Origin of the sequence: Kineococcus glutinatus (genome assembly GCF_039542765.1) — a bacterium.
Taxonomy (GTDB): domain Bacteria; phylum Actinomycetota; class Actinomycetes; order Actinomycetales; family Kineococcaceae; genus Kineococcus_A; species Kineococcus_A glutinatus.
On the sequence record NZ_BAABIL010000256.1, the window covers coordinates 1 to 21,558 of the forward strand.

Consider the following 21,558-nt stretch of genomic DNA (forward strand, 5'->3'; position numbering starts at 1 on the left):
GCGCGCCGGGGCGGGTGGTGGGGTGCTCACCGGGTGCCCGAAACCCCTCCGACGCCGGTGGCCACCACCGCCGGCGCCGTCGCCGAGCGCAGCGCGGTGCGGGTCAGCCGCGCCTCGCCGAACGCGGTGACGACCAGCGCCGCCCCGGCGTCCAGGGCGTGGGCCGCCAGCGCGTCCTCGGTCCCGGGCTCCAGCCACGCCCCGCCGTCGAGGGCGTCGGCCGCCCACGACAGGTCCAGCACCACCGGGTCCGCGCCCGCGGCGAGCGGGGTGGCGTCGGCGGGTGGGCCGGCGCTCACCGCGGGCAGCCCGAGGTGGGCGCGCACCAGGGCGGTCACCACCGCCGCCGGCAGCGCGCACGCCGCCTCGAACACCGCCTCCTCGTGGGCGAGGTTCGCCGCCACGTAGTCGTTGCCGCGCCCCTCGGCGGCGTCGAGGGCGAGCTGCTGGTGGGAGCTGACGACGAGCACCGCGGCGCGCAGCACCACCAGCGGCCACAGCGCCTCGACCTCCGCCCCGGCCAGCGGGCGCCGGGCGTGGAACGCCGCGACCGCCGGCAGCACCGCCGGCGCGCCCGACCCGTCGTGGTGCAGCAGCGAGGACAGCGTCACGGCGAGCTCGGCGACCGCCCAGCTCGCCGTGACGTCCCCGAGGTCGAGGACCCCGTCGGGCAGCCGCACCCCGCCGGGGCCGGGGCTGGTGCAGACGACGTTGTCGTCGGTGAGGTCGCCGTGCACCGCCTGCCGCGGCAGGTCCGCCGCCACCCGCTCGACGACGGCCTGTGCGCTGCGCGCCGCGTCGGTGATCCGCTCGCGCAGCACCGGGTCCCCGACGTGGTGGGCCAGCTGCTCCACGACCTGCGCGGCGTGCTGCAGGTCCCACTGCAGGACGTGCCGCAGACCGGGGTGCTCGAAGTCGGCCAGCGCCACCGACACCCGCCCGGCCACGTCCCCCAGCGCCGCGACGACCCGCGGCGACAGGTACCCCGAGCCGCTGAGGGTGCCGCCGGGCAGGTGGCGCAGCAGCCGCACCACGGCCCGCTCGCCGGAGGGCAGCCGCACCAGCCGCTGCGGGTCGCCGTCGGGGCCGGGCAGCGCGGTGGCCACGCGCAGCAGCGGGTCCCGGGCCGCCAGGTGCTCGGCCGCCGCGGTCTGGGCGGCCACGTCGAGCGGGCCGAACGCGGGGTTGGTCACCTTCAGCACGCCGAGGACGGCGTCGCCGTCGGGGGTGGTGAGCAGGAAGTTCGCGTCCTGCTGGCTGCCCAGGGATGCCGCCCGCGCCCGCAGCCCGACGTGCTCCGCGGCGATCGCCTCGGCGTCGGCCGTGGTGAGGACCGGCACGGGCAGGCCGGCGGCGGAGCGGAAGTCGAAGAGGGGACCGGTGGCGTCGGGGGCGTGCGGCATCGGTGCTTCCCAAGTCGGAGTCGGAGTCGGAGTCGGAGCGGCTGCGGCGTGGTCGCCGCGCCCGGAGGCTACCCCGGCCCCCTGCGGCGGCCGGTGCCTCACCCGCACGGGTGATCGAGCGGTTCCGCGACCCTGACGATCCACTCCCCGACCGCCGGCCGGCGGTCGGGAGCGACGGGGGAGGTGGTGGGGCGGTGCCGGTGGACCGCGGAGCGCAGCGGCAGGACAGCGTCGGGCGCACGCGCAGCCTCTTCCTGGTCTGCGTCCTCGCCTCCCTGCTGGTCGTCACGACCCCCGTGGCGGTCCTGGCGTCCGTTGCGCACACCGCGCTCGCGCTCGGCGTCGGTGCGGTGCTGGCCGGTTCGTGGTGGCGCACCCAGGCCGGTCGGGCGACGCCGTGGCCCGTGGACGTGCTGGAGGGCGCGCTCCTCGTGGTGCTGGTGTCGCTGTGCCCGGTGCCCACGTCGGTGCTGAGCGTCGCGTTCTCCTCGCTGTGGTTCCGCTCGATGTACGGCTCGACGGTGCGCGCCTTCGTCCGCGTCGGGCTCGTCATGGTCGCCCTCAGCACCGGGCTGCTGCTGTGGGAGCGGCTCCACCCCGCCGGCACCTCGTACGACCCGGCTGCCCTCTTCAGCGGGTTCCCGATGCTGGTGCTCAACGTCTGCGTCATCCGCGCCCTGCTCAGCGGCCTGCGCGGGCGCGACGAGGCGGCCCGGCGCGAGGCGGTCGTCGCCGTGCTGGGGGCCGACCTGCTGTCCGCCGCGGACACCGCCCGGATCCACGCCCTGGCGTGGAGCGCCCTGGAGGACCTCTGCGCGACGACCCCGGGCCTCTCGCTCGTCGTGGTGGCGTCCGAGGGCGACGCGCTGCGGCCGGTGCGCTCCTGCGGCCCCGCGGTGGACGTGGGCAGCGGTGCCGGTCCGGTCGGCGGCGTTCCGGCGGAGGGTGCGGTCCTCGTCGACGGCGGCGGGGGCTGGGGGTGCCTGCGGCTGCCCGGTTTCGCCGGGGACGCCTGGCTCGTCGTGGCCGGTCCGCGCCGCGCCGTGGAGGCGGGCGTGGACGGCGCCCGGGCCGTCGTGCACCAGGTGGTGCTGGCCCTGCGCAACGCCGAGGCCCGCGACGCGCTGCGTGCGCAGGCCCGCACCGACGCGCTCACCGGGCTGCCGAACCGCGCCGCGTTCGGGGAGGCGGTGGCGGCCGAGCTCGCCGACCCGCACTCGGTGGGGTGCGCGCTGCTGTTCGTCGACCTCGACGGTTTCAAGGCCGTCAACGACGGGATGGGCCACGCGGCGGGTGACGCGCTGCTGCGCACGGTCGCCGCCCGGCTGCGCCACGTCCTGCGGGACGCCGACGTCTGCGCCCGCCTCGGCGGTGACGAGTTCGCCGTGCTGCTGCCCGCCACCGACGCCGCGAGCGCCGCCGCCGCGGGCCGCCGGGTGGTGGAGGCCCTCGGCGCCCCGGTCCGCATCGGCGGCGAGCGGGCGCGGATCGGCGCCAGCGTGGGCGTGGCGCACTCCTCGGACGGCGCGGGTGGGACGGCCGACGCCCTGCTGCGCCGCGCCGACGCGGCGATGTACGCGGCGAAGGCCGCCGGCAAGGGTTGCGTGCGCACGCAACCCGGTGGGCGACCGGTGGTCGCGACCGCGTGATCCCCGGTTGACCGGGGCCGGCCGGCGCTCACCGGGCGGCGGGCAGCCGCACCGTGACGCGCAGGCCGCCGGCGGCCCGCGGGGTGAGGGTGAGCCCTCCCTCGTGCGCCCGGGCGATGCTCTCGACGATCGCCAGACCGAGACCGACGCCTTCGTGGCTGCTGCGGACGCGTTCGGGGCCGCGCTGGAACGGCTCGGTGAGCGTCGCCGTCAGCTCCGGGGTCAGTTCCTCGCCGGTGTTCTCGACGGTGAGCACCGCCGATCCGCGGTGGGCGCCGGCGGTGACCCGGACGGTGCCGCGCTCGGGGAGGTTGTGGACGATCGCGTTGTGCACCAGGTTCGTGGTCATCTGCAGCAGGAGCGCGTGCGAGCCGGTGGTCGGGGTGATCTCGCCGGAGGTCTCGACGGTGACGCGGCGCTGCTCCGCCAGGGGCAGGAGCGTCTCGGCGGCCTCCTCCGCCACCAGGGACAGGTCGACCTGCTCGCGGGTGAAGGAGCGCCCCTCGGCGCGGCTGAGCAGGAGCAGCGCCTCGGTGAGCTCGATCGCCCGGGTGTTGACGGCGCGGAGGCGTTCGTCCAGCTCGCCGCCGTCGCGGTCCGGGTCGTCGCGGGCCACGTCGAGGAGAGTCCGCGTGATCGCCAGCGGCGTCCTCAGTTCGTGGGAGGCGTTGGCCGCGAACCTGCGCTGCTGGGCGACGTGCGCCTCGAGGCGGGCGAGCATGGCGTCGAAGGCGTCGGCGAGCTCGCGGAACTCGTCCCCGCGGCCCTCGAGCCGGATCCGGTGCGACAGCGAGCCCGTCGCGGCCGTGCGCGTGGCGTCGGTGATGCGCGCCAGGGGGGCGAGCATCCGGCCGGCGAGGACCCAGCCCCCCACGAGGCCGAACACCAGCAGGAACACCATCGCCACGGCCGCCCTCGGTGCGAAAGCGCGCTGGAGGTCGGACCGGTTGGGGATGAAGAGGCCGGGGTCGGGCCCGCGGGGGCCGGAGGTGCCGAGCACGGCATCGGGCACGTAGCGCAGCAGGAACACCCACACGACCGCGAGCAGCAGGGCACCGGCCAGCAGGAGGAAACCGGCGTAGCTGAGGGTGAGTTTCAGGCGGACGCTCGGGCCGGGGGCCCTATCCACGCCCGCCTCCGCCACCCCCGGCGTCCGGCCCCGCGTCGGTCCCCGCGTCGGTCCCCGCGTCGATCCCCGCGTCGATGCGGTAGCCCACGCCGGGCACCGTGGCGATCAGCCAGGGTTCGCCGAGCCGCTTGCGCAGGGCCGAGACCGTGATGCGCACGGCGTTGGTGAACGGGTCGGCGTTCTCGTCCCAGGCCCGCTCCAGGAGTTCCTCGGCGCTGACGACACCGCCCCGGGCGGTGACGAGGACCTCCAGCACGGCGAACTGCTTCCTGGTCAGCGCGACGTAGCGCCCGTCGCGGTGGACCTCGCGGCGGAACGGGTCCAGCCGCAGGCCGGCGATCTCGTGCACGGGCGGCCTGTGGTGGGCGCGCCTGCGGTCCAGCGCCCGGAGCCTGAGCACGAGTTCCCGCAGGTCGAACGGCTTGGTGAGGTAGTCGTCGGCGCCGAGCCCGAACCCGGACGCCTTGTCGTCGAGCCGGTCGGCGGCGGTGAGCATCAGGATCGGCGTGCCGCTGCCGGCGGCGACGATGCTCGCGGCGACCTCGTCACCGGAGGGGCCCGGGATGTCGCGGTCGAGGACGGCGGCGTCGTAGGCGTTGACGTCCAGCAGTTCCAGGGCGGTGTCGCCGTCACCGGCGATGTCGGCCGCGATGGCCTCCAGGCGCAGCCCGTCGCGGATGGCCTCCGCCATGAAGGGCTCGTCCTCGACGACCAGCACGCGCACGACCGCCATGCTACGCGCGGGGCATGTCGTGGACGTATGGAAAACCCCATACGCGCTGACGACGCGGCGCCGCCTCGACTGGGGGCATGACGCAGACCACGGCGACACGACCGAAGCACCCCGGGACGCTCGGGTTCACCGCCACCGCCACCGCCCTGGTCCTCCTCGCCGCCGCGGTGATCGCGGTCTCCACCCGTCAGGCGCCGTCGTCACCGGTGGGCGTGTCCGCCCCGAGCCCCCGCGACGACCGCGGCGGTGCGACCACCGGGGCCGGCCGGGCCGCCACCGCGGACGACGGCGTGCTCCCCGACGGCGTGACCCCGTTCGACGACGGGTACCCCGGCGTGGCGAACCTGGACCCCGCTCTGCTGCGGGCCCTGCGCGACGCGGCCGCGGACGCCGCCGACGAGGGCATCGCGTTCGTCGTCAACAGCGGGTGGCGCTCGGCCCGCTACCAGGAGCAGCTCCTCGCCGAGGCGGTCTCCCGGTACGGCTCGCCGGAGGAGGCCGCCCGCTGGGTCGCCACCCCGGACACGTCCGCGCACGTGTCCGGGGACGCGGCCGACATCGGGGGACCCGGTGCCGCGGCGTGGCTGTCGGAACGCGGCGCCCGCTACGGCCTGTGCCAGGTCTACCGCAACGAGCCCTGGCACCACGAACTGCGCCCCCAGGCCCTCCGCGGCGGCTGCCCTCCCGCGTACGCCGACCCCGCGCACGATCCGAGGACGCGGCGCTGAGCCCGTCGCCCGGCCCGGTGGTCCCACCACGAGGTCGGGCCGGGGCGTGGGTTTCCCGGCCCGACCTCGTGGTGCGCTGCTCACCGCCCCACCCCCAGCGGGTCCTCGCGCGCCAGCACGAAGTCCCGGAACAGCCGCGCCGGCCCGGGCAGCGGCGCGTCCCGCCACACCAGCCCGACGGTGCGGGCGGCCGCCGGCCCGCGCAGCTCCCGCTCCACCACCCCGGCCGGTGGGCTCCCCGGCACCCGCGGCAGCACCGCCACCCCGAGCCCGGCGGCCACCAGCCCGCGCACCGTCCCGGCGTCCTGCCCCTCGAACGCCAGCCGCGGCGCGAAACCCGCCGCGGCGCAGAGCCGCTCGGTGATGCCGCGCATGCCGTAGCCCTCCTCGAACCCCACGAACGGTTCGTCGCGGACCTCCACGAGCCGGACGGCGGTGCGGCGGGCGAGGCGGTGCCCGGCGGGCAGCACCAGCACCAGGGGCTGCTCGGCGAGCGCGTGCGCCACCAGCCGGGGCCGCTGCGGCAGCGGGGAGGTGAGCACCAGGTCGACGTCACCGGCCTCCAGCCGCGCGAGCACCGCGTCGGCGCTGCCCTGCACGAGGGAGAACCGCAGCCCGGTGTGCTCGGTGCGGAAGGCGCTGACGAGGGCCGGCACCGCTTCGGCGCCCATCGTGTGCAGGAACGCCAGCCCGACCCGGCCGCTGGTGGGGGAGGCGGTGTCGGCGACGAGGGCGAGACCGGCGGCCACCTCGTCGAGGCCGCGGCGGGCGGCGGCGGCGAGGGTGCGCCCGGCGGGGGTGAGCGCGATGCCCCGGCCGGTGCGGGTCAGCAGCGGGACCCCGACGGCGGACTGCAGCCGGGCCAGGGCGCGGCTCACCGTGGGTTGCGGCAGGCGGAGGGCTTCGGCGGCGCGGGTGACGTGGCCGTGCTCGGCGACGGCGCTGAGGACGCGCAGCGGCCCGGCGAGGGCGTGCAGCGCGCCCTCGGGGGTCTCGACCGGTTCGGCCACCCGGCGAGGGTGTCACGACGGGGGAGCGACGTCCATGCGCAGGTGCATCGGTCCGTGCGCACCGATGCATTGGACGCATGAAGCGGCGCCTGCCTACGGTCGCCGGCATGACGGAGGACCAGGCACGTGCCGGGCGGGCGACGGGGGCGGGGGAGCCCTTCACCGGTCACGCCCGCGGCGGGCGCGGCTACCGCCGCACCGTCGTGGCCCTCTTCGCCGCCGGCGTCGCGACGTTCGCCCAGTTGTACTCCGTGCAGGCGGTGCTGCCCGCGCTGGCCGGCGGCCTGCGCGTCGACCCGGCGCGCGCGGCCCTCGGGGTGTCGGTCGCCACCGGGGCGCTGGCCCTGTCGGTGCTGGGCTGGAGCGCGCTGGCGGACCGGTTCGGGCGGGTGCGGGTGATGGCGGCCTCGGTGCTGCTGGCCTCCGCCCTGGGCCTGGCCGTCCCCGCCGCGGGCGGCCTCGGCCTGCTGCTGCCGCTGCGCGCGCTGCAGGGGGCCGCCCTCGGCGGGTTGCCCGCCGTCGCCGTCGCCTACGTGGCGGAGGAGGTGCGCGCCGCCGACGTCACCCGGGCCGCGGCCGCCTACGTCTCGGGCACCACGATCGGCGGCCTGCTGGGGCGGCTGGTGTCCAGCGCGGTGGCCGACGTCGCGGGCTGGCGCGCCGGGGTGCTCGCCGTGGGCGTCCTGGGGGTGCTGGCCTCGGTGGTGTTCCTGCTGGTCGTGCCGCCGTCGCGGGGGTTCCGCCGGGCCCCGCGCGCCGGGCGGTCCGGTCCCCGGCTGCGGGCGGCGCTGGCCGACCCCGGTTTGCTCGCCCTCTACGCGCAGGGGTTGCTGCTCATGGGGGCGTTCTCCACCGTCTACAACGTCCTGGGGTTCCGGCTGCTGGCCGAGCCGTTCGGGGTGTCGCAGACGGTCGTGGGCCTGCTCTTCACCGGCTACCTCGCCGGGACGGTGAGCTCGGCGGTGGCGGGCCGGGCCGCGGAGCGCTGGGGGCGGCTGCCGGTGCTGCTGACCGCGACGGCCGCGATGGCCGCGGGGGTCCTCGTCACGGCGAGCGCCTCGCTGCCCGCGGTCGTCGCGGGGCTGCTGCTGTTCACGGCGGGGTTCTTCGCCGCCCACGCGATCGCCTCGGGCTGGACGGGGGGCCGGGCGCGGACGGGGCGGGCGCAGGCCTCGGCGCTCTACACGCTGGCGTACTACGCCGGTTCCAGCGGGCTCGGCTGGGCGGGCAGCGCGGTGTTCACCGCGGCGGGCTGGCCGGCGGTGGCCGGGTTCGTGGTGCTGCTCTGCGCGCTGGCGCTGGGGTGCGCGCTGGTGCTGCTGCGCAGCGCGTCCGGGCGGGGGGCGGGCGCCGGGTGGCCGCGCAGCCGGCCCCGCACCGCGGCGGTCACCAGCGCGGGGTGCAGCAGGCCCAGCGGTGAACCCACCAGGTGGTAGGTGCGCGCCAGCACCCGCGCCGCGCGCAGGTCGCCGCGGGTGCCGAGACGGTTCACCTCGCCGGCCCACGCGCCGAACAGCACCTGCGAGCGCGTGCGCGTGCCCCCGGTCGTGGGGTAGGCCAGGTCGGCGCCGGTGGCGATGGACCACGGCAGGTCCGCCACCCGGGACAGGGTGCGCTGCAGCCGCCGGGTGGCGCGCTCGTCGGGCCGGCGCCCGAGCCGGCGGCCGGCCGCGACCGCCTGGCAGGCGGCGACGGTGATGCCCTGCCCGTAGACGGGGTCGAACGCGCAGAGGGCGTCGCCGACGGCCAGCAGCCCGGCCGGCCAGTCGGGCACCGCCTCGTAGCGGTGCCGCACGTTGGCGGTCTGCCGGTGCACGACGACGTCGCCGACCGGCTCCCAGCACCGCACCATCTCCGCCGCCGCGGGGTCGCGCAGCGAGGAGAGGAACTCCTCGAAACCCGCGGCCCCGCGCGGTGGGCGGTCCTCGCCCACCCCGACGGCGGTGACGAGCCACCCGCCGTCCTCCACGGGCAGCACGAGGCCGCCGCGCGGTGCGGCGGGGTGGCTCTGCACGACGAGGCCGCTGCCGCCGCGGCCGCGGTAGCGGCGGGTGGCGTACCCGATCCGGGCGTCCACCCGGTCCACGCGGGCGGGTGCCACGCCGAGCTGCGCCAGCCACCGCGGCAGCCGGGAACCGCGCCCGGCGGCGTCGTGCAGGACGTCGGCGTCCACGGCCGCGCCCTCGGCCACCTCCAGCCGCCAGCCGGTGCCCCGCCGCTGCAGGGCGACGGCGCGGGTGCGGGTGCGCAGCCCGACGCCGGGCAGCCGCTCGACGCGGCGGCGCACCGCGTCCTCCAGGGCCGGGCGGGTCAGGGACAGGATGTCGTAGCCGTGGTCGCCGATCGGGGACCAGCCGTGCGGGCCCAGCCACGGCAGCCGGCCGGTGTCGATGCGGACGGCGCCGCGGGCGAGGAGGTCGTCCTCCAGGCCGGGCAGCAGCTGCCCGGCGGCGCGCAGGCCGCGCTGGACGACGATGTGCGGTTGCGCGCCCTGGGCCACCCCCGGGCGGGGACCGGGGACCTCGGGCAGCTCGTCGCGCTCCACGACGGTGACGCGGCACCCCGCCGCCGCGGCCGCCGCGGCGGTGAACAACCCGGCGAAGCTCGCCCCGACCACCGCGACGTGCGGGGGGCCCTGCTCGGTCATCTCGTCCCCTCCCGCCGGCGCGTCGTGACCGAGGGTAGCGACGCGCGGTGGCGCGCGGGGGTGGGTGGCCGGGATCAGCCCCGGGCCGGCCGGAGCAGCTCCAGCCAGACGCGCACGTGCTCGGCCATGTCGACGCCGGGGTCGTAGAGCCACTGGATCTGCACGCCCTGGATGAGCGCCACGAACTGCCGGGCCACGAGCGGCAGCGGCAGGTCGGTGCGGATCCGGCCGGCGTCGCGCTCGCGCTCCAGCTCGGGCAGGACCTCGGCGGCGAAGTCGTCGTAGACCTGCCGGAAGAACTCGTGCGCAGGGTGGGCGGGGTCGAGGGCCTCGACGGTGAGGGTGGCGTCGAGCTGGATGAGGCCGGGGACCCGGGCGTTGCGGTGCATCATCTCCACGGCCGCGTCGAGCAGGCCCGCCGTGCGCACCGCCTCCGCGCGCACGGGGCGATCCAGCTCCGCGCGCCGCTGCAGGACCTGCCGGAGCAGGACGGCCTTGGAGCCGAAGTGGTGGATGAGGCTGGCGTGGCTGGTGCCGGCGCGCTCGGCGATGTCGCGCAGCGAGGTGCGCTCGTAGCCCTGCTCCGCGAAGACGGCCATCGCCGCGTCGACGATCTCCGCCCGGCGGCGCTCGCCGTTGGCGTAGGGGCCGCGCGCACCCCTCGCCGGCCGGTCTGCCCCGGGCATCGGTCCTCCCGTCCTGCCGTGCGGAGCTGGGTGCGGCCTGTGGATCGGCCGCCGAGGGGTGACGGTACAGCAGCCAACCTTGACCACACCGGTAAAGGTTGGTTAGCGTCGTGAGCCGGGCCGCACCCGTCGGCCCACCCCACTCCTCCCCTCGAGCAAGGACGCTTCGATGGCTGCTGAACCGATCCCCGCCCCGCCGGTCACCGCGCCGCAGGCCGCCGTGCCCGAGGGTGCTGCGCAGCTCACCGCCGACCGGCCCGCCCTCCAGCGCGGCTTCCTGCCCCTGCTCGCCGTCGGTGCGATCGGTGGTGCCGTGGCGCTGATGACCCCGGCGCTGCTCACCGCCTCGCTCAAGGCCAACGCGATCGACCCCGCCGACGGCACCACCGTGCTGTCCGTCGTGACGGGCGCGCAGGGCCTGTTCACCCTCCTGGCCTTCCCCGTCCTGGGCCGCCTCAGCGACCGCACCCGCTCCGCGCTCGGCCGCCGCCGCCCCTACCTGCTGCTCGGGGCCGCAGCGATCCTCGCCGGCGCGGTCCTGATGGTCCTGGCGGACAGCACCGCGCTCCTCACCCTCGCCGGCCTCGTCACCACCCTGGGCACCGGCGCGGTGGTCATGGCGGTGACCTCCGTGGTCGCCGACCAGCTGCCGCCGGACCGGCGCGGCCCCGCCTCCGCGATCGTCAGCCTCAGCACCGGTCTCGGCGCCCTCGTCGGCCTGGGCATCGGCCAGCTCGTGCACACCTCGCTGACCGCGCAGATCCTGCTGCCGGCCGCTGTGGGGGCCGTCGGCGTCCTCGCCATGGCCCTCACCCTGCGCGAGGCGCCCTCCACCGGCGCCGAGCGCGAGCCCCTGGACCTGCGCGCCGCCTTCGGCACATTCTGGGTGAACCCGCTGCGCCACCCCGACTTCGGGCTGGCCTGGACGAGCCGGCTGCTGGTGTTCTGCGGCGTCGGCGCCCTCAACGCCTACCAGGTCTTCTACCTGCTCATGGGCCTGCACGTCGACGGCGCCGCGATCGCCGCCTCCGTCCTCGCCACGGTCCTCGTCGTCAACGCCGTCTCCTTGGTCCTGGCCCCGCTGGCCGGCAAGCTCTCCGACCGCATCGGGCGCCGCAAGCCGTTCGTCGGCGTCTCCGCCGCCGTGCTCGCCCTCGGCCTGGTGCTCGTCACCCGGGTGGACTCCTTCGGCGAGTACCTGCTCGCCACCGCGGTCGTCGCCGTCGGCCAGGGCATCTACTTCGCCGTCGACCTCGCCCTCGTCACCCAGGTGCTGCCCGACCCCGACAACCCCGCCAAGGACATCGGCATCATGAACCTGGCGAACAACCTGCCGACGTTCATCGTCTCCGCCGCCGCCCCGGCCCTGCTCGCCCTCGGCGCCAGCGCGGAGAACCCGAAGAACTTCGACGCCCTCTTCCTCTGCGGCGCCGCCGCCGCCCTCGTCGGGGCGCTGCTCATCCTCCCCATCCGCAAGGTCCGCTGAACCCCGACGTCGGCGAGAACCCCCGACCGGTCGCACATCCAGGAGCCCGCACCATGACCTCGAACAGCACCCCCGCCACCTTCCCCGCCGGTTTCCTCTGGGGGGCGGCGACCGCCTCCCACCAGGTCGAGGGCGGCAACAGCAACAACGACGTCTGGTTCCTGGAGCACCTGCCCGAGACCATCTTCGCCGAGCCCTCCGGCGACGCGGTCGACCACTACCACCGCTACCGGGAGGACATCGCGCTGCTGGCCTCCCTCGGCCTGACCACCTACCGGCTCTCCCTGGAGTGGTCGCGCATCGAGCCGGCGGAGGGGGAGTTCTCCCTCGCGGCGCTGGAGCACTACCGCCGCGTGCTGCTCACCTGCCACGAGCACGGCCTGACCCCGGTGGTGACGTACCACCACTTCACCTCCCCGCGCTGGCTGCTGGCCGCCGGCGGCTGGGAGGACGAGCGCACCCCCGCCCGCTTCGCCCGCTACTGCGAGCGCGTCACCCGCCACCTCGGCGACCTCGTCGGCGCCGCGTGCACCCTCAACGAGCCGAACCTGCCCGACCTGCTCGTCACCATGGGCATCGGCGGGCAGCCGCGGGAGCTGCGCGCGAAGTTCCCGATGTGGGCGGCGGCCGCCGACGCCCTGGGCATCGAGGCCGAGCGGGTGGCGCCCTTCCAGTTCACCGCCTCCGACGAGGCGTTCGACGTCAAGCTCGCCGCCCACCGCGCCGGCACCGAGGCGATCAGGTCCGCGGGCGGGCGGTTCCCCGTCGGCTGGACCCTGGCGAACACCGACGTGCAGGCCGGGCCGGGCGGGGAGGAGGTGGCGGACCGGGTTCGCCGCCACGTCAACGAGCGGTTCCTGGAGGCCTCCCGCGGTGACGACTTCGTCGGCGTGCAGACCTACGGGCGCCACGTCTTCGGCCCCGACGGGCTGCTGCCGGCCCCCGAGGGGGCCCCGGTGAACCAGCTGGGGGAGGAGATCTACCCCGAGGCGCTGGAGGCCACCGTCCGGCAGGCCGCCGCCGTCGCGCAGGTGCCCGTGCTGGTCACCGAGAACGGGCTGGCCACGGCCGACGACACCCAGCGCGTCGACTACCTCGAGCGGGCGCTGCGCGGGGTGGCCGCCTGCCTGCGCGACGGCGTCGACGTGCGCGGCTACATCGCCTGGACCGCGTTCGACAACTTCGAGTGGATCTTCGGGTACCGGCCGACGTTCGGGCTGATCGCCGTGGACCGCGAGACCCAGCAGCGCACCCCCAAGCCGAGCGCACACCGCCTCGGGGAGATCGCGCGGACGAACGGCGCCGCCCTCGGGCTCTGAGCCCCGAGGCCCTAACCCCCTGGGAGGAAACTCGTGACCGCACCCTGGCAGGCACGCATGATCGCCGCCGAGAGCGCACCGAACGCGCCGCTGCTGCGCACCCGCTTCACCGTCGAGGCCGGCCACGGCCCGGTGCGCCGCGCCGTGCTGCACGTGACGGGGCTCGGGCTCGTCGAGGCGTTCCTGGACGGTGCGCCCGTCTCCGACGACGTGCTGGCGCCGGGGTGGAGCAGCTACGAGTGGCGGCTGCGCTACCGCAGCCACGACGTCACGCAGCTGCTGGCCGCGCCGGGGGCGGAGTCCGTCCTCGGCCTGGCCCTCGGCAACGGCTGGGCGGCGGGCCGGCTCACCTGGAGCGGCGAGCGCGCCTACTACGCCGACGCCCCCGCCGGGTTCGCGCAGCTGGAGGTGGAGTTCGGCGACGGCCACGTGCAGGTGGTGGCCACCGACGGCTCGTGGCGCTCGCACGCCTCGGCGGTGCTGGCCGACGACCTCTACGACGGCCAGACCACCGACCTGCGGCTGCTGGACCCGGCGTGGGCGACGACGGCCGGCTCCGAGGAGGGCTGGGGCGGGGTGCGGGAGGTCGACCTCGACACCGCGCGGCTGGTCCCGCGCCTGGCACCGCCCGTGCGCCGGCAGGAGGTGCTGGGGGTGCAGCAGGTCCTCACCTCCCCGTCGGGCCGGACGATCCTGGACTTCGGGCAGAACCTCGTGGGGCGGTTGCGGTTGCGGGTGCGCGGCGAGGCGGGCGCGGAGGTGGTCGTCCGCCACGCCGAGGTGCTGGAGGACGGGGAGCTGGGGGTGCGCCCGCTGCGCACCGCGCGGGCCACCGACCGCTGGATCCTCTCCGGCGGCGACGACGTGCTGGAGCCCACCCTCACGTTCCACGGGTTCCGCTACGCGGAGGTCACCGGCTGGCCGGGGGAGCTGGCGGCCGAGGACGTCGAGGCGGTGGTGGTGCACTCGCAGCTGCGCCGGACGGGGACGTTCGAGTGCTCCGACGAGCTGCTGAACCAGCTGCATAGCAACGTGGTGTGGGGACTCAGGGGCAACTTCGTCGACGTGCCGACGGACTGCCCCCAGCGCGACGAGCGCCTGGGCTGGACCGGTGACCTCGCGGTGTTCGCGCCCACCGCCGCCTACCTCTACGACGTCTCGGACCTGCTGCGGGACTGGCTGGCCGACCTCGCCGCCGAGCAGGCGGCCGCCGCGGGCAAGGTGCCGTTCGTGGTGCCCGACGTCCTCAAGTACGTCCCGCACCCGCCGGAGTTCGGGGAGCCGGAGACCGCGGCGGTGTGGAGCGACGCCGCCGTGTGGGTGCCGTGGGCGCTGTGGCAGGCGCACGGCGACCCCGCCGTGCTGCGGCAGGCGTACCCGTCGATGAGCGCGCACGTCGACCGCGTCGAGGGCCTGCTGTCGGACACCGGCCTGTGGGACACCGGGTTCCAGTTCGGGGACTGGCTGGACCCGACCGCCCCGCCGGACGCGCCGTTCAAGGCCAAGGCCGACAACGGCGTCGTCGCCACCGCCTGCGCGTACCGCTCCGCGCACACCCTCGCCGAGGCCGCCGCCGTGCTGGGGGAGGACGCCGACGCCGCCCGCTGGGGCGCGCTGGCCGAGCGGATCGGCACGGCCTTCCGCGAGGCGTACGTGGACGCCGACGGCCGGGTGCACAGCGACTGCCCGACGGTGTACGCGCTGGCGATCGAGTTCGGCCTGCTGGACGGCGACGTGCAGCGGGCCGGGGACCGGCTGGCGCAGCTGGTGGCCGAGGGTGGGCACCGGATCGCCACCGGTTTCGCCGGCACCCCGTACGTGACCGACGCCCTGACCCGCACCGGGCACCTGGACACCGCCTACCGGTTGCTGCTGCAGACGCAGTGCCCCTCCTGGCTCTACCCGGTGACGATGGGGGCCACCACCATCTGGGAGCGGTGGGACTCCATGCTGCCCGACGGCTCGATCAACCCGGGGGAGATGACCAGCTTCAACCACTACGCCCTCGGCGCGGTGGCCGACTGGATGCACCGCACCGTCGCCGGCATCGCGGCGCTGGAACCCGGCTACGCCCGCGCGCTCGTCGCCCCGCAACCCGGGGGTGGGATCACCTGGGCCAAGGGTGCGCTGGACACCCCGCACGGGCACCTGGCGGTGTCCTGGCAGCTGGACCAGGATGGCGAGCTCACCGTCGAGGTCGAGGTGCCCGCAGGCACCAGCGCGCTGCTGCGCCTGCCCGGCCGGCCCGACGAGGAACTCGGCGCGGGCACCCACACCGCGAGCACCAGGACCCCCGCACCCGCCTGACGACCCGACCCCAGGAGCGACCCGTGCCCGTCCACCCCGCCATCGCCTCCAGGTTCCACCTGCTGGAGGGCATCACCTCCTTCCCGGAGGCGTTCGGCGACCCCGCCCTGCGCCGCCGGCTGGAGGAGTTCGAGTCCCACGACGTGGTGACCCCGCCCCCGGCGGTCGCCACCCGCACCGCCGAGGTGCCCGGGCCGCACGGGCCGGTGCCGGTGCGGGTCTACGAACCCGACGAGGCCGGGACCGCCCGCCCCTGCCTGGTGTGGATGCACGGCGGGGCGTTCCGGATGGGCGACCTGGACATGCACGAGGCGGACTGGACCGCCCGGCAGGTCGCCGCGCGCGCCGGGGCGGTCGTCGTCAGCGTCGACTACCGCCTCGCCGTGGGCGGGGTGACCTACCCGGTGCCGCACGACGACGTCGTGGCCGCCGTCCGCTGGGTCCGCGACGGTGCCGACGCGCTCGGTGTGGACCCGTCGCGGATCTCCGTGGGCGGTGCCAGCGCCGGGGGCAACCTCGCCGCCGGAGCGGCGCTGCGGCTGCGCGACGACGACGGCTGGCTGCCGGCGAACCTGGTCCTCGTCTACGCCGTGGCCCACGCTGTGCTGCCGCCCGCCCGCGACGAGCTGGACGCCCTCATGGCCGAGGTGCCGGCGCTGCTGCGCTTCCCGCCCGAGGAGCGCCGGGGGACCACCGAGAACTACCTCGGTGGCCCGGTCGGCCGCGCCGACGGTTATGCGATGCCGGCTTCCGCGGACCTCGCCGGGCTGTGCCCGGTGCTGCTGCTCAACGCCGAGTACGACGACCTGCGCACCTCCGGGGAGGCCTTCGCCGCGCAGCTGGCCCGCGCCGGCGTCGACGTGCGGCAGGTGCTGGCGCGCGGGCTGCTGCACGGCTTCCTCAACCTGCCGGCCGACCTCGAACCCGTCGACCGGGCCCTGGACCTGCTGGCCGCGGTCGTCGCCGGGCAGCCCGAGCGGGTGGTGCTGCCCGTCGGGTGATCTCCCGCGCGGGCCGAGCGGTGGTCACCTCAGGAGGGGACCACCGCCGGGCTCCAGCCCAGCGCGGGCGCCACGTGGTGGGCTATCGCCTGCAGCAGGTGGGCGTTGTGGTCCACCCCCAGCTGGTTGGGCACCGTGAGCAGCAGCGTGTCCGCCTCCCGCACCGCAGCGTCGCGGGCCAGCTCCGCCGCGATGACGTCGGGTTCGCCGACGTAGCCGCGCCCGAACCGGGCCATCGTCCCGTCGAGGTGGCCGACCTGGTCGGCGGAGTCCCGCTCGGCGCGGCCGCCGAAGAGGGCGCGGTCCACGTCGGTGGTGATCGGCAGCACGCTGCGGCTCACCGAGACCCGCGGTTCGCGCTCCCAGCCGGCCTGTGCCCACGCCTCGCGGAACACGGCGATCTGCTCTGCCTGCAGCTCGTCGAACGGCACCCCGGTGTCCTCGGTGAGCAGCGTGGAGCTCATGAGGTTCATGCCCTGCTCCGCCGCCCAGCGGGCCGTCGCGCGGGTTCCCGACCCCCACCAGATCCGGTCGGCCAGCCCCGGTGACTGCGGCTGCAGCGCCAGCGGCGCGCTCGACCCCGTCATCCGCGGGTCGCCGGCCACGAGGCGGGCGCCGGAGATCGCGGCGCGGAACAGCTCCGTCTTCTGCCGGGCCAGGTCGGCATCGCTGCTGCCCTCGGCGGGCACGTACCCGAACGCCTCCGAGCCGCGCAGCGCGGTCTCCGGTGAGCCGCGGCTGACGCCGAGCTGCAGCCGACCGCCGCTGAGCAGGTCCGTCTGCGCGGCCTCCTCCGCCATGTAGAGCGGGTTCTCGTAGCGCATGTCGATCACGCCGGTGCCCAGCTCGATGCGCGAGGTGCGCGCGGCCATCGCCGCCAGCACGGGGAACGGCGCGGCCTGCTGGCGGGCGAAGTGGTGCACCCGCACGAACGCGCCGTCGATGCCGATCTCCTCGGCGGCCGCGGCCAGTTCCACCGTCTGCACCAGCGCCTCGCGGGCGGTGCGCACCTGTGAGCCGGGGACGGCCTGCCAGTGGCCGAAGGACAGGAACCCGATGCGCTTCACGAGGGGTGCAGCGCCCCACGGGGCCCGTCTGTTCCGGTGGGCGGGTCCCTTGCCGCGCCCGGCGGCGGGGAGCACGATCGACGCCCGTGAACCTCTTCGCCGAGCGGGTCCGGCCCCGGCTGCTCGACGTCGCCATGCGCGCCCCCGCCCTGTCCCAGGTCCGCGCGAGGGTGTGCGCGGACCTGCGCGGGGACGTCCTGGAGATCGGCTACGGCAGCGGCCGCAACACCCCGCACCTGCCGCCGGCCGTGCGCGCCGTCTGGGCGGTGGAGCCGTCCCGGACGGCGCTGGCCCTCTCCGCGGCGCGGCGGGCCGCCTCACCCGTCCCCGTCGTGGTCGCCGGCGACGACGCCCAGCGGCTCGACCTGCCCGACCGCCGCTTCGACGCGGCGCTGTGCACCTGGACGCTGTGCGGCATCCCCGACCCGGTGGCGGCGCTGCGGGAGGTGGCCCGGGTGCTGCGCCCCGGCGGCACCCTGCACTTCGTCGAGCACGGCCTGTCCCCGGACACGCGCGTCGCCCGCCGGCAGCACCGCGGCAGCGGCCTGCACCGGCGCGTCGCCGGCTGCGTGCTCGACCGGGACGTGCCCGCCCTGCTGGCCGCCGCGGGGCTGCACGCCCGGGCGCTGCGCACCTACCACCTGCCCGGGGCGCCGCGCGTCAGCGGGACCCTCCACGAGGGGGTCGCCGTGCCCGTGGGGTGAGCCGGCCGGCGCTTCACCCGACCGGAACCCGCCCGCCCCGCGCCGGAAACGCGGCGCGCCGACGATCTGCCCGGGTGGGCACGAGCGCCCCGGCGGGCCCACGGTGGCGGGGGGACACGGCGAGGAGGCGACATGATCACCGCGGAGGCGATGGCGGCACCGCTGCTGGGATGCGCGGCGCGCGACCTGGAGGCCGCCGGGCGCGTGACGTACCGGCTGGAGCAGACGTTCCGCTACGAGTACGCCGAGCCCGTCCACGAGCTGCGCCAGCGCCTCGTCGTCGTGCTCCCGCAGCGGCACGGCGACGTCCACCGCCGCCACTGGGCGTTCGAGGTGCGCGGCGCCCCCCACCGCCGCCGGGTGCGCACCGGGGCCGCCGCCGGCACGGGCGCCACCGTCGTGCACGTGCACGCCGAGCGGGTGGAGCGCAGCATCGAGTTCCGCGTCGCCGCCCTCCTGGAGCGCCTCGCGCCGGACCGCCCTCCCGTGCTGGCCGCCGCCGCGCTGCGCGACCCCCGCCTGCTGCGGGCCACCGCGCTGACCGCCGCCGACGACCGGCTGCGGGAGTGGGCCGGACAGCTGCACCGGCCCGGTGAACCCGCCCGCGAGACCGCCGAGCGCGCCTGCGCCGCCGTGCACGGCGCGCTGGTGTACGAGAACGGGGCGACCACGACGCGCACCACGGCGGCGCGGGCGCTGGCCGGGGGCCGGGGCGTCTGCCAGGACTTCGCGCACGTCCTCCTCGCCCTGTGCCACCTGCTGCGCGTCCCCGCCCGCTACGTCTCCGGGCACCTGCTCGGTCAGGGCGGCACCCACGCGTGGGTGGAGGTCGTCGTGCCCGAGGGCGACGGCGCCGTGGCCCTCGGCTTCGACGCCTGCAACGGCCGGCGGGCGGGAGCGGGCCACGTCGTCGTGGCCACCGGCCGCGACTACCTCGACGTCGCCCCCACCTCCGGCAGCTACGTCGGGGCCCCCACCGGGCGCCTGACCTCCACCCGCAGCCTCGGGGTGGTCGCCGTCACCGCCTGACGCGCGACCCGGGAGCCGACGGGCGGTGACCGCCCGGTGAACACCTCCTCCGCACCGGTGCCGCGGGTTCCCGGCGGGGGCGCCCTGCTGGTAGTCGTCACAGGTCCGCCGACCGTGGTGACCCACCCCAGGAGTGCCCGTGCCGTTCCCCGCCCCCCGTCCCGGTGCCGCCGCCCTCGCCCTCGCCCTCGCGGCGGGGAGCGCGGCGGCGGTGGCCGGACCCGCCGCCGCCGCCGGTCCCGGTCTCGTCATCAGCGAGGTCTACGGCGGGGGCGGCAACTCCGGCGCCACGTACACCACCGACTTCGTGGAGCTCGTCAACACCGGCTCCACGGCGGTCGACGTGAGCGGCTGGAGCGTGCAGTACGCCTCGGCGAGCGGCACCAGCTGGCAGGTCACACCGCTGTCGGGCACCGTCGCACCCGGTGCCCGCTACCTCGTCGCGCAGGCCAGCGGCGCGGGCGGCACGACGCCGCTGCCGCCCGCCGACGCCACCGGCGGCACCGCCCTGGGCGCCACCAGCGGCAAGGTCGCCCTCGTCACCAGCACCACCGCGCTGGGCTGCGCCACCGCCTGCGCCGCCGCCCCCGGCGTGCGCGACCTCGTCGGCTACGGCACCGCGAACGACGCCGAGGGCGCCCCCGCGCCGGCCGCCTCCAACACCACCTCCGTGGCGCGCGCCGCGAACGGCGCCGACACCGACGACAACGCCGCGGACCTCACCGCCGGCGCCCCCACCCCCGCCGGCGGTGGCGGGGCCGGCAGCGGTGGGCCGGACCCCGTGGCCGGCCTGCGCATCCACGACGTGCAGGGCGCCGCCCACCTGTCCCCGCACGCCGGGGACCTCGTCGCCGACGTGCCGGGCGTCGTCACCGCCGTCGGCCCGAACCGGTTCTGGGTGCAGGACCCCAGCCCCGACGCCGACCCCGCCACGAGCGAGGCGATCCTCGTCTTCACCGGCACCGCGCCCACCGTGGCCGTCGGCGACGCCGTCACCGTCACCGGCACCGTCACCGAGTACCGCGCGGGCGGCACCTCGTCGGCCAACCTCACCACCACCGAGCTCACCTCCCCGGTGGTCACGACCACCGCCACCGCGCAGCCGCTGCCCGCCGCCGCCCTCGTCGGCCCCGGTGGGCTGCGGCCGCCGGGCGAGGTCATCGACGACGACGCCACCGGATCGGTCGAGGAGGGCGGGACCTTCGACCCCGCACGCGACGGCATCGACTTCTGGGAGTCCCTGGAGGGCATGCGGCTGCGGCTCGACGACGCGCCGGTCGTCGGCCCCACCAACTCCTACGGGGAGAGCGTGGTCGTGCCCCGCGGCTCGGGCGTGCGCACCGCCCGCGGTGGCATCGTGGCGCGCGAGGGCGACTTCAACCCCGAGCGCCTCGTCGTCGGCGACGCCCTCGTGGCGCTGCCCACCGCGGACGTCGGTGACCGCTTCGCCGGTGCCACCGTCGGCGTCCTCGACTACGACTTCGGCAACTTCGTCCTGCAGCCCACGAGCGCGCCCGTCCTCGCCGACGGCGGCCTGCGCCGGGAGACCACCACCGCGGCACGCGGCGGCGAGCTCGCCGTGGCCACCTTCAACGTGGAGAACCTCGACCCCGGCGACCCGCAGGCCACCTTCGACCGCCTGGCCGGCGTCCTCGTGCAGAACCTGCGCTCCCCGGACGTCGTGGCGCTGGAGGAGGTCCAGGACGACACCGGCCCCACCGACGACGGCGTCGTCACCGCCGGGCGCACGATCTCCCAGCTGCTCGCCGCGATCCGCGCCGCCGGCGGCCCGGTCTACTCCTACCGCCAGATCGACCCGGTCGACCGCGCCGACGGCGGGGAACCCGGCGGCAACATCCGCAACGTCCTGCTGTTCCGCACCGACCGCGGCCTGCGCTTCGTCGACACCCCCGGCGGCAGCGCCACCACCGCCACGAGCGTCGTCACCGACCGCCGCGGCGACCCGCACCTGTCCGCGTCCCCCGGCCGGATCGCCCCCGCCGACGCGGCCTGGACCAGCAGCCGCAAGCCGCTCGCGGCGGAGTTCTCGTACCGCGGCCGCTCGCTGTTCGTCGTCGCGAACCACTTCAACTCCAAGGGCGGCGACCAGCCCCTGTTCGGCCGCTACCAGCCTCCTGCGGTGAGCTCGGAGGTGCAGCGGCACCAGCAGGCGCAGCTCGTGCGGGACTTCGTCACCGCGATCCAGCGACGGGACCGCGACGCCGCCGTCGTCGTGCTCGGCGACCTCAACGACTTCGAGTTCTCCACCACCGCCGACATCCTCGTCGGGGACGGCTCGCTGGTGGACCTGCCGCGCACCCTGCCCCAGCAGGAGCGGTACACCTACGTCTACCAGGGCAACTCCGAGGTGCTCGACCACATCCTCATCAGCCGCGGGCTCGCCCGCCGCGGGTACGCCTACGACGTCGTTCACGTCACCAGCGAGTTCGCCGACCAGGTCAGCGACCACGACCCGCAGGTCGTGCGGCTGCGGGTCGCCGGCCGCTCCTGAGGTCGGCGACCCGGCACCGCCGGTCCGCCGCCGGTCCGCAGCCCGGTCGGCGGCGGACCGGCGGCGCCGGCCGTCCCGTCACAGCGCCGTGGCGAGGGTGCGGTCGGGGTGGCGCACCAGCCGCACCACCGCCGGCACCGCCACGACG

16 protein-coding genes are annotated in these 21,558 nt (G+C 76.6%); 10 read left to right on the forward strand and 6 right to left on the reverse strand.

The annotated features are described in order from the left end of the window. Positions 1-26: 26 nt before the first annotated feature. Positions 27-1,403, reverse strand: coding sequence for a phosphotransferase (locus tag ABEB16_RS10600; protein ID WP_345712221.1), 1,377 nt, complete (start codon positions 1,401-1,403; stop codon positions 27-29). Between the two features lie 200 nt (positions 1,404-1,603). Between ABEB16_RS10600 and ABEB16_RS10605 the strand changes: the two genes are divergently transcribed. After that, positions 1,604-3,052 carry a diguanylate cyclase domain-containing protein gene (locus ABEB16_RS10605; RefSeq protein ID WP_345712222.1) on the forward strand — a complete coding sequence of 483 codons (1,449 nt, stop codon included), beginning with the start codon at positions 1,604-1,606 and terminating at the stop codon, positions 3,050-3,052. 28 nt (positions 3,053-3,080) lie between these two features. Here ABEB16_RS10605 and ABEB16_RS10610 read toward each other — a convergent pair whose 3' ends face one another. Together ABEB16_RS10610 and ABEB16_RS10615 are read right to left on the reverse strand one after the other, a co-directional pair. Then, positions 3,081-4,181, reverse strand: coding sequence for a sensor histidine kinase (locus ABEB16_RS10610; RefSeq protein WP_345712223.1), 1,101 nt, complete (start codon positions 4,179-4,181; stop codon positions 3,081-3,083). Further along, positions 4,174-4,905: a response regulator transcription factor gene (locus ABEB16_RS10615; RefSeq protein ID WP_345712224.1), complete on the reverse strand. Its 732-nt coding sequence runs from the start codon at positions 4,903-4,905 to the stop codon at positions 4,174-4,176. Before ABEB16_RS10615 ends, ABEB16_RS10610 begins: the two co-directional genes overlap by 8 nt. Positions 4,906-4,991: 86 nt before the next feature. Between ABEB16_RS10615 and ABEB16_RS10620 the strand changes: the two genes are divergently transcribed. Then, the gene (locus ABEB16_RS10620; RefSeq protein ID WP_345712225.1) at positions 4,992-5,642 is read left to right on the forward strand and encodes a M15 family metallopeptidase; all 651 of its coding nucleotides are present in this window, start codon (positions 4,992-4,994) and stop codon (positions 5,640-5,642) included. Between the two features lie 80 nt (positions 5,643-5,722). Here the strand turns inward: ABEB16_RS10620 and ABEB16_RS10625 are convergent, their stop codons facing one another. Next, positions 5,723-6,652 carry a LysR family transcriptional regulator gene (locus ABEB16_RS10625; protein WP_345712226.1) on the reverse strand — a complete coding sequence of 310 codons (930 nt, stop codon included), beginning with the start codon at positions 6,650-6,652 and terminating at the stop codon, positions 5,723-5,725. Positions 6,653-6,759: 107 nt separating this feature from the next. On the opposite strand from ABEB16_RS10625, the gene ABEB16_RS10630 reads away from it, so the two are divergent. Next, positions 6,760-8,088 (forward strand): MFS transporter, encoded by a 1,329-nt coding sequence (locus ABEB16_RS10630; RefSeq protein ID WP_345712227.1) that lies wholly within the window; start codon positions 6,760-6,762, stop codon positions 8,086-8,088. A gap of 1,285 nt (positions 8,089-9,373) precedes the next feature. On the opposite strand, the gene ABEB16_RS10635 is transcribed toward ABEB16_RS10630, so the two are convergent. After that, positions 9,374-9,985 carry a TetR/AcrR family transcriptional regulator gene (locus ABEB16_RS10635; protein WP_345712228.1) on the reverse strand — a complete coding sequence of 204 codons (612 nt, stop codon included), beginning with the start codon at positions 9,983-9,985 and terminating at the stop codon, positions 9,374-9,376. Between the two features lie 169 nt (positions 9,986-10,154). Between ABEB16_RS10635 and ABEB16_RS10640 the strand changes: the two genes are divergently transcribed. From ABEB16_RS10640 to ABEB16_RS10655, 4 genes are read left to right on the forward strand one after another with little or no spacing between them, the layout of a single operon-like run. Next, positions 10,155-11,471, forward strand: coding sequence for an MFS transporter (locus tag ABEB16_RS10640; protein ID WP_345712229.1), 1,317 nt, complete (start codon positions 10,155-10,157; stop codon positions 11,469-11,471). 53 nt (positions 11,472-11,524) lie between these two features. After that, positions 11,525-12,790 (forward strand): glycoside hydrolase family 1 protein, encoded by a 1,266-nt coding sequence (locus tag ABEB16_RS10645; protein WP_345712230.1) that lies wholly within the window; start codon positions 11,525-11,527, stop codon positions 12,788-12,790. Between the two features lie 57 nt (positions 12,791-12,847). Further along, complete coding sequence (locus ABEB16_RS10650) at positions 12,848-15,097, forward strand: alpha-L-rhamnosidase (RefSeq protein ID WP_345712236.1); 2,250 nt, start codon at positions 12,848-12,850, stop codon at positions 15,095-15,097. A 23-nt stretch (positions 15,098-15,120) separates the two neighbouring features. Further along, positions 15,121-16,098: an alpha/beta hydrolase gene (locus ABEB16_RS10655; protein ID WP_345712231.1), complete on the forward strand. Its 978-nt coding sequence runs from the start codon at positions 15,121-15,123 to the stop codon at positions 16,096-16,098. A gap of 29 nt (positions 16,099-16,127) precedes the next feature. Here ABEB16_RS10655 and ABEB16_RS10660 read toward each other — a convergent pair whose 3' ends face one another. Next, the gene (locus ABEB16_RS10660; protein ID WP_345712232.1) at positions 16,128-17,165 is read right to left on the reverse strand and encodes an LLM class flavin-dependent oxidoreductase; all 1,038 of its coding nucleotides are present in this window, start codon (positions 17,163-17,165) and stop codon (positions 16,128-16,130) included. A gap of 86 nt (positions 17,166-17,251) precedes the next feature. Here ABEB16_RS10660 and ABEB16_RS10665 point away from each other — a divergent pair, with 86 nt between their 5' ends. The 3 genes from ABEB16_RS10665 (at position 17,252) to ABEB16_RS10675 (ending at position 21,410) form a co-directional block, all read left to right on the forward strand. Further along, positions 17,252-17,869 (forward strand): class I SAM-dependent methyltransferase, encoded by a 618-nt coding sequence (locus ABEB16_RS10665; protein WP_345712233.1) that lies wholly within the window; start codon positions 17,252-17,254, stop codon positions 17,867-17,869. Positions 17,870-18,001: 132 nt separating this feature from the next. Next, on the forward strand, positions 18,002-18,898 hold the full coding sequence (locus ABEB16_RS10670; protein ID WP_345712234.1) for a transglutaminase domain-containing protein: 897 nt from the start codon (positions 18,002-18,004) through the stop codon (positions 18,896-18,898). Between the two features lie 139 nt (positions 18,899-19,037). Then, positions 19,038-21,410 carry a lamin tail domain-containing protein gene (locus ABEB16_RS10675; RefSeq protein ID WP_345712235.1) on the forward strand — a complete coding sequence of 791 codons (2,373 nt, stop codon included), beginning with the start codon at positions 19,038-19,040 and terminating at the stop codon, positions 21,408-21,410. The last annotated feature ends 148 nt before the right edge of the window (positions 21,411-21,558 follow it).

Excerpts from the sequence above, each read along its gene's own strand:
- ABEB16_RS10650 (WP_345712236.1), top strand. The coding sequence starts at position 12,848 with ATGATCGCCGCCGAGAGCGCACCGAACGCGCCGCTGCTGCGCACCCGC.
- ABEB16_RS10620 (WP_345712225.1), top strand. The coding sequence starts at position 4,992 with ATGACGCAGACCACGGCGACACGACCGAAGCACCCCGGGACGCTCGGG.
- ABEB16_RS10670 (WP_345712234.1), top strand. The coding sequence starts at position 18,002 with ATGATCACCGCGGAGGCGATGGCGGCACCGCTGCTGGGATGCGCGGCG.
- ABEB16_RS10630 (WP_345712227.1), top strand. The coding sequence starts at position 6,760 with ATGACGGAGGACCAGGCACGTGCCGGGCGGGCGACGGGGGCGGGGGAG.
- ABEB16_RS10645 (WP_345712230.1), top strand. The coding sequence starts at position 11,525 with ATGACCTCGAACAGCACCCCCGCCACCTTCCCCGCCGGTTTCCTCTGG.
- ABEB16_RS10635 (WP_345712228.1), bottom strand. The coding sequence starts at position 9,985 with ATGCCCGGGGCAGACCGGCCGGCGAGGGGTGCGCGCGGCCCCTACGCC.
- ABEB16_RS10640 (WP_345712229.1), top strand. The coding sequence starts at position 10,155 with ATGGCTGCTGAACCGATCCCCGCCCCGCCGGTCACCGCGCCGCAGGCC.
- ABEB16_RS10600 (WP_345712221.1), bottom strand. The coding sequence starts at position 1,403 with ATGCCGCACGCCCCCGACGCCACCGGTCCCCTCTTCGACTTCCGCTCC.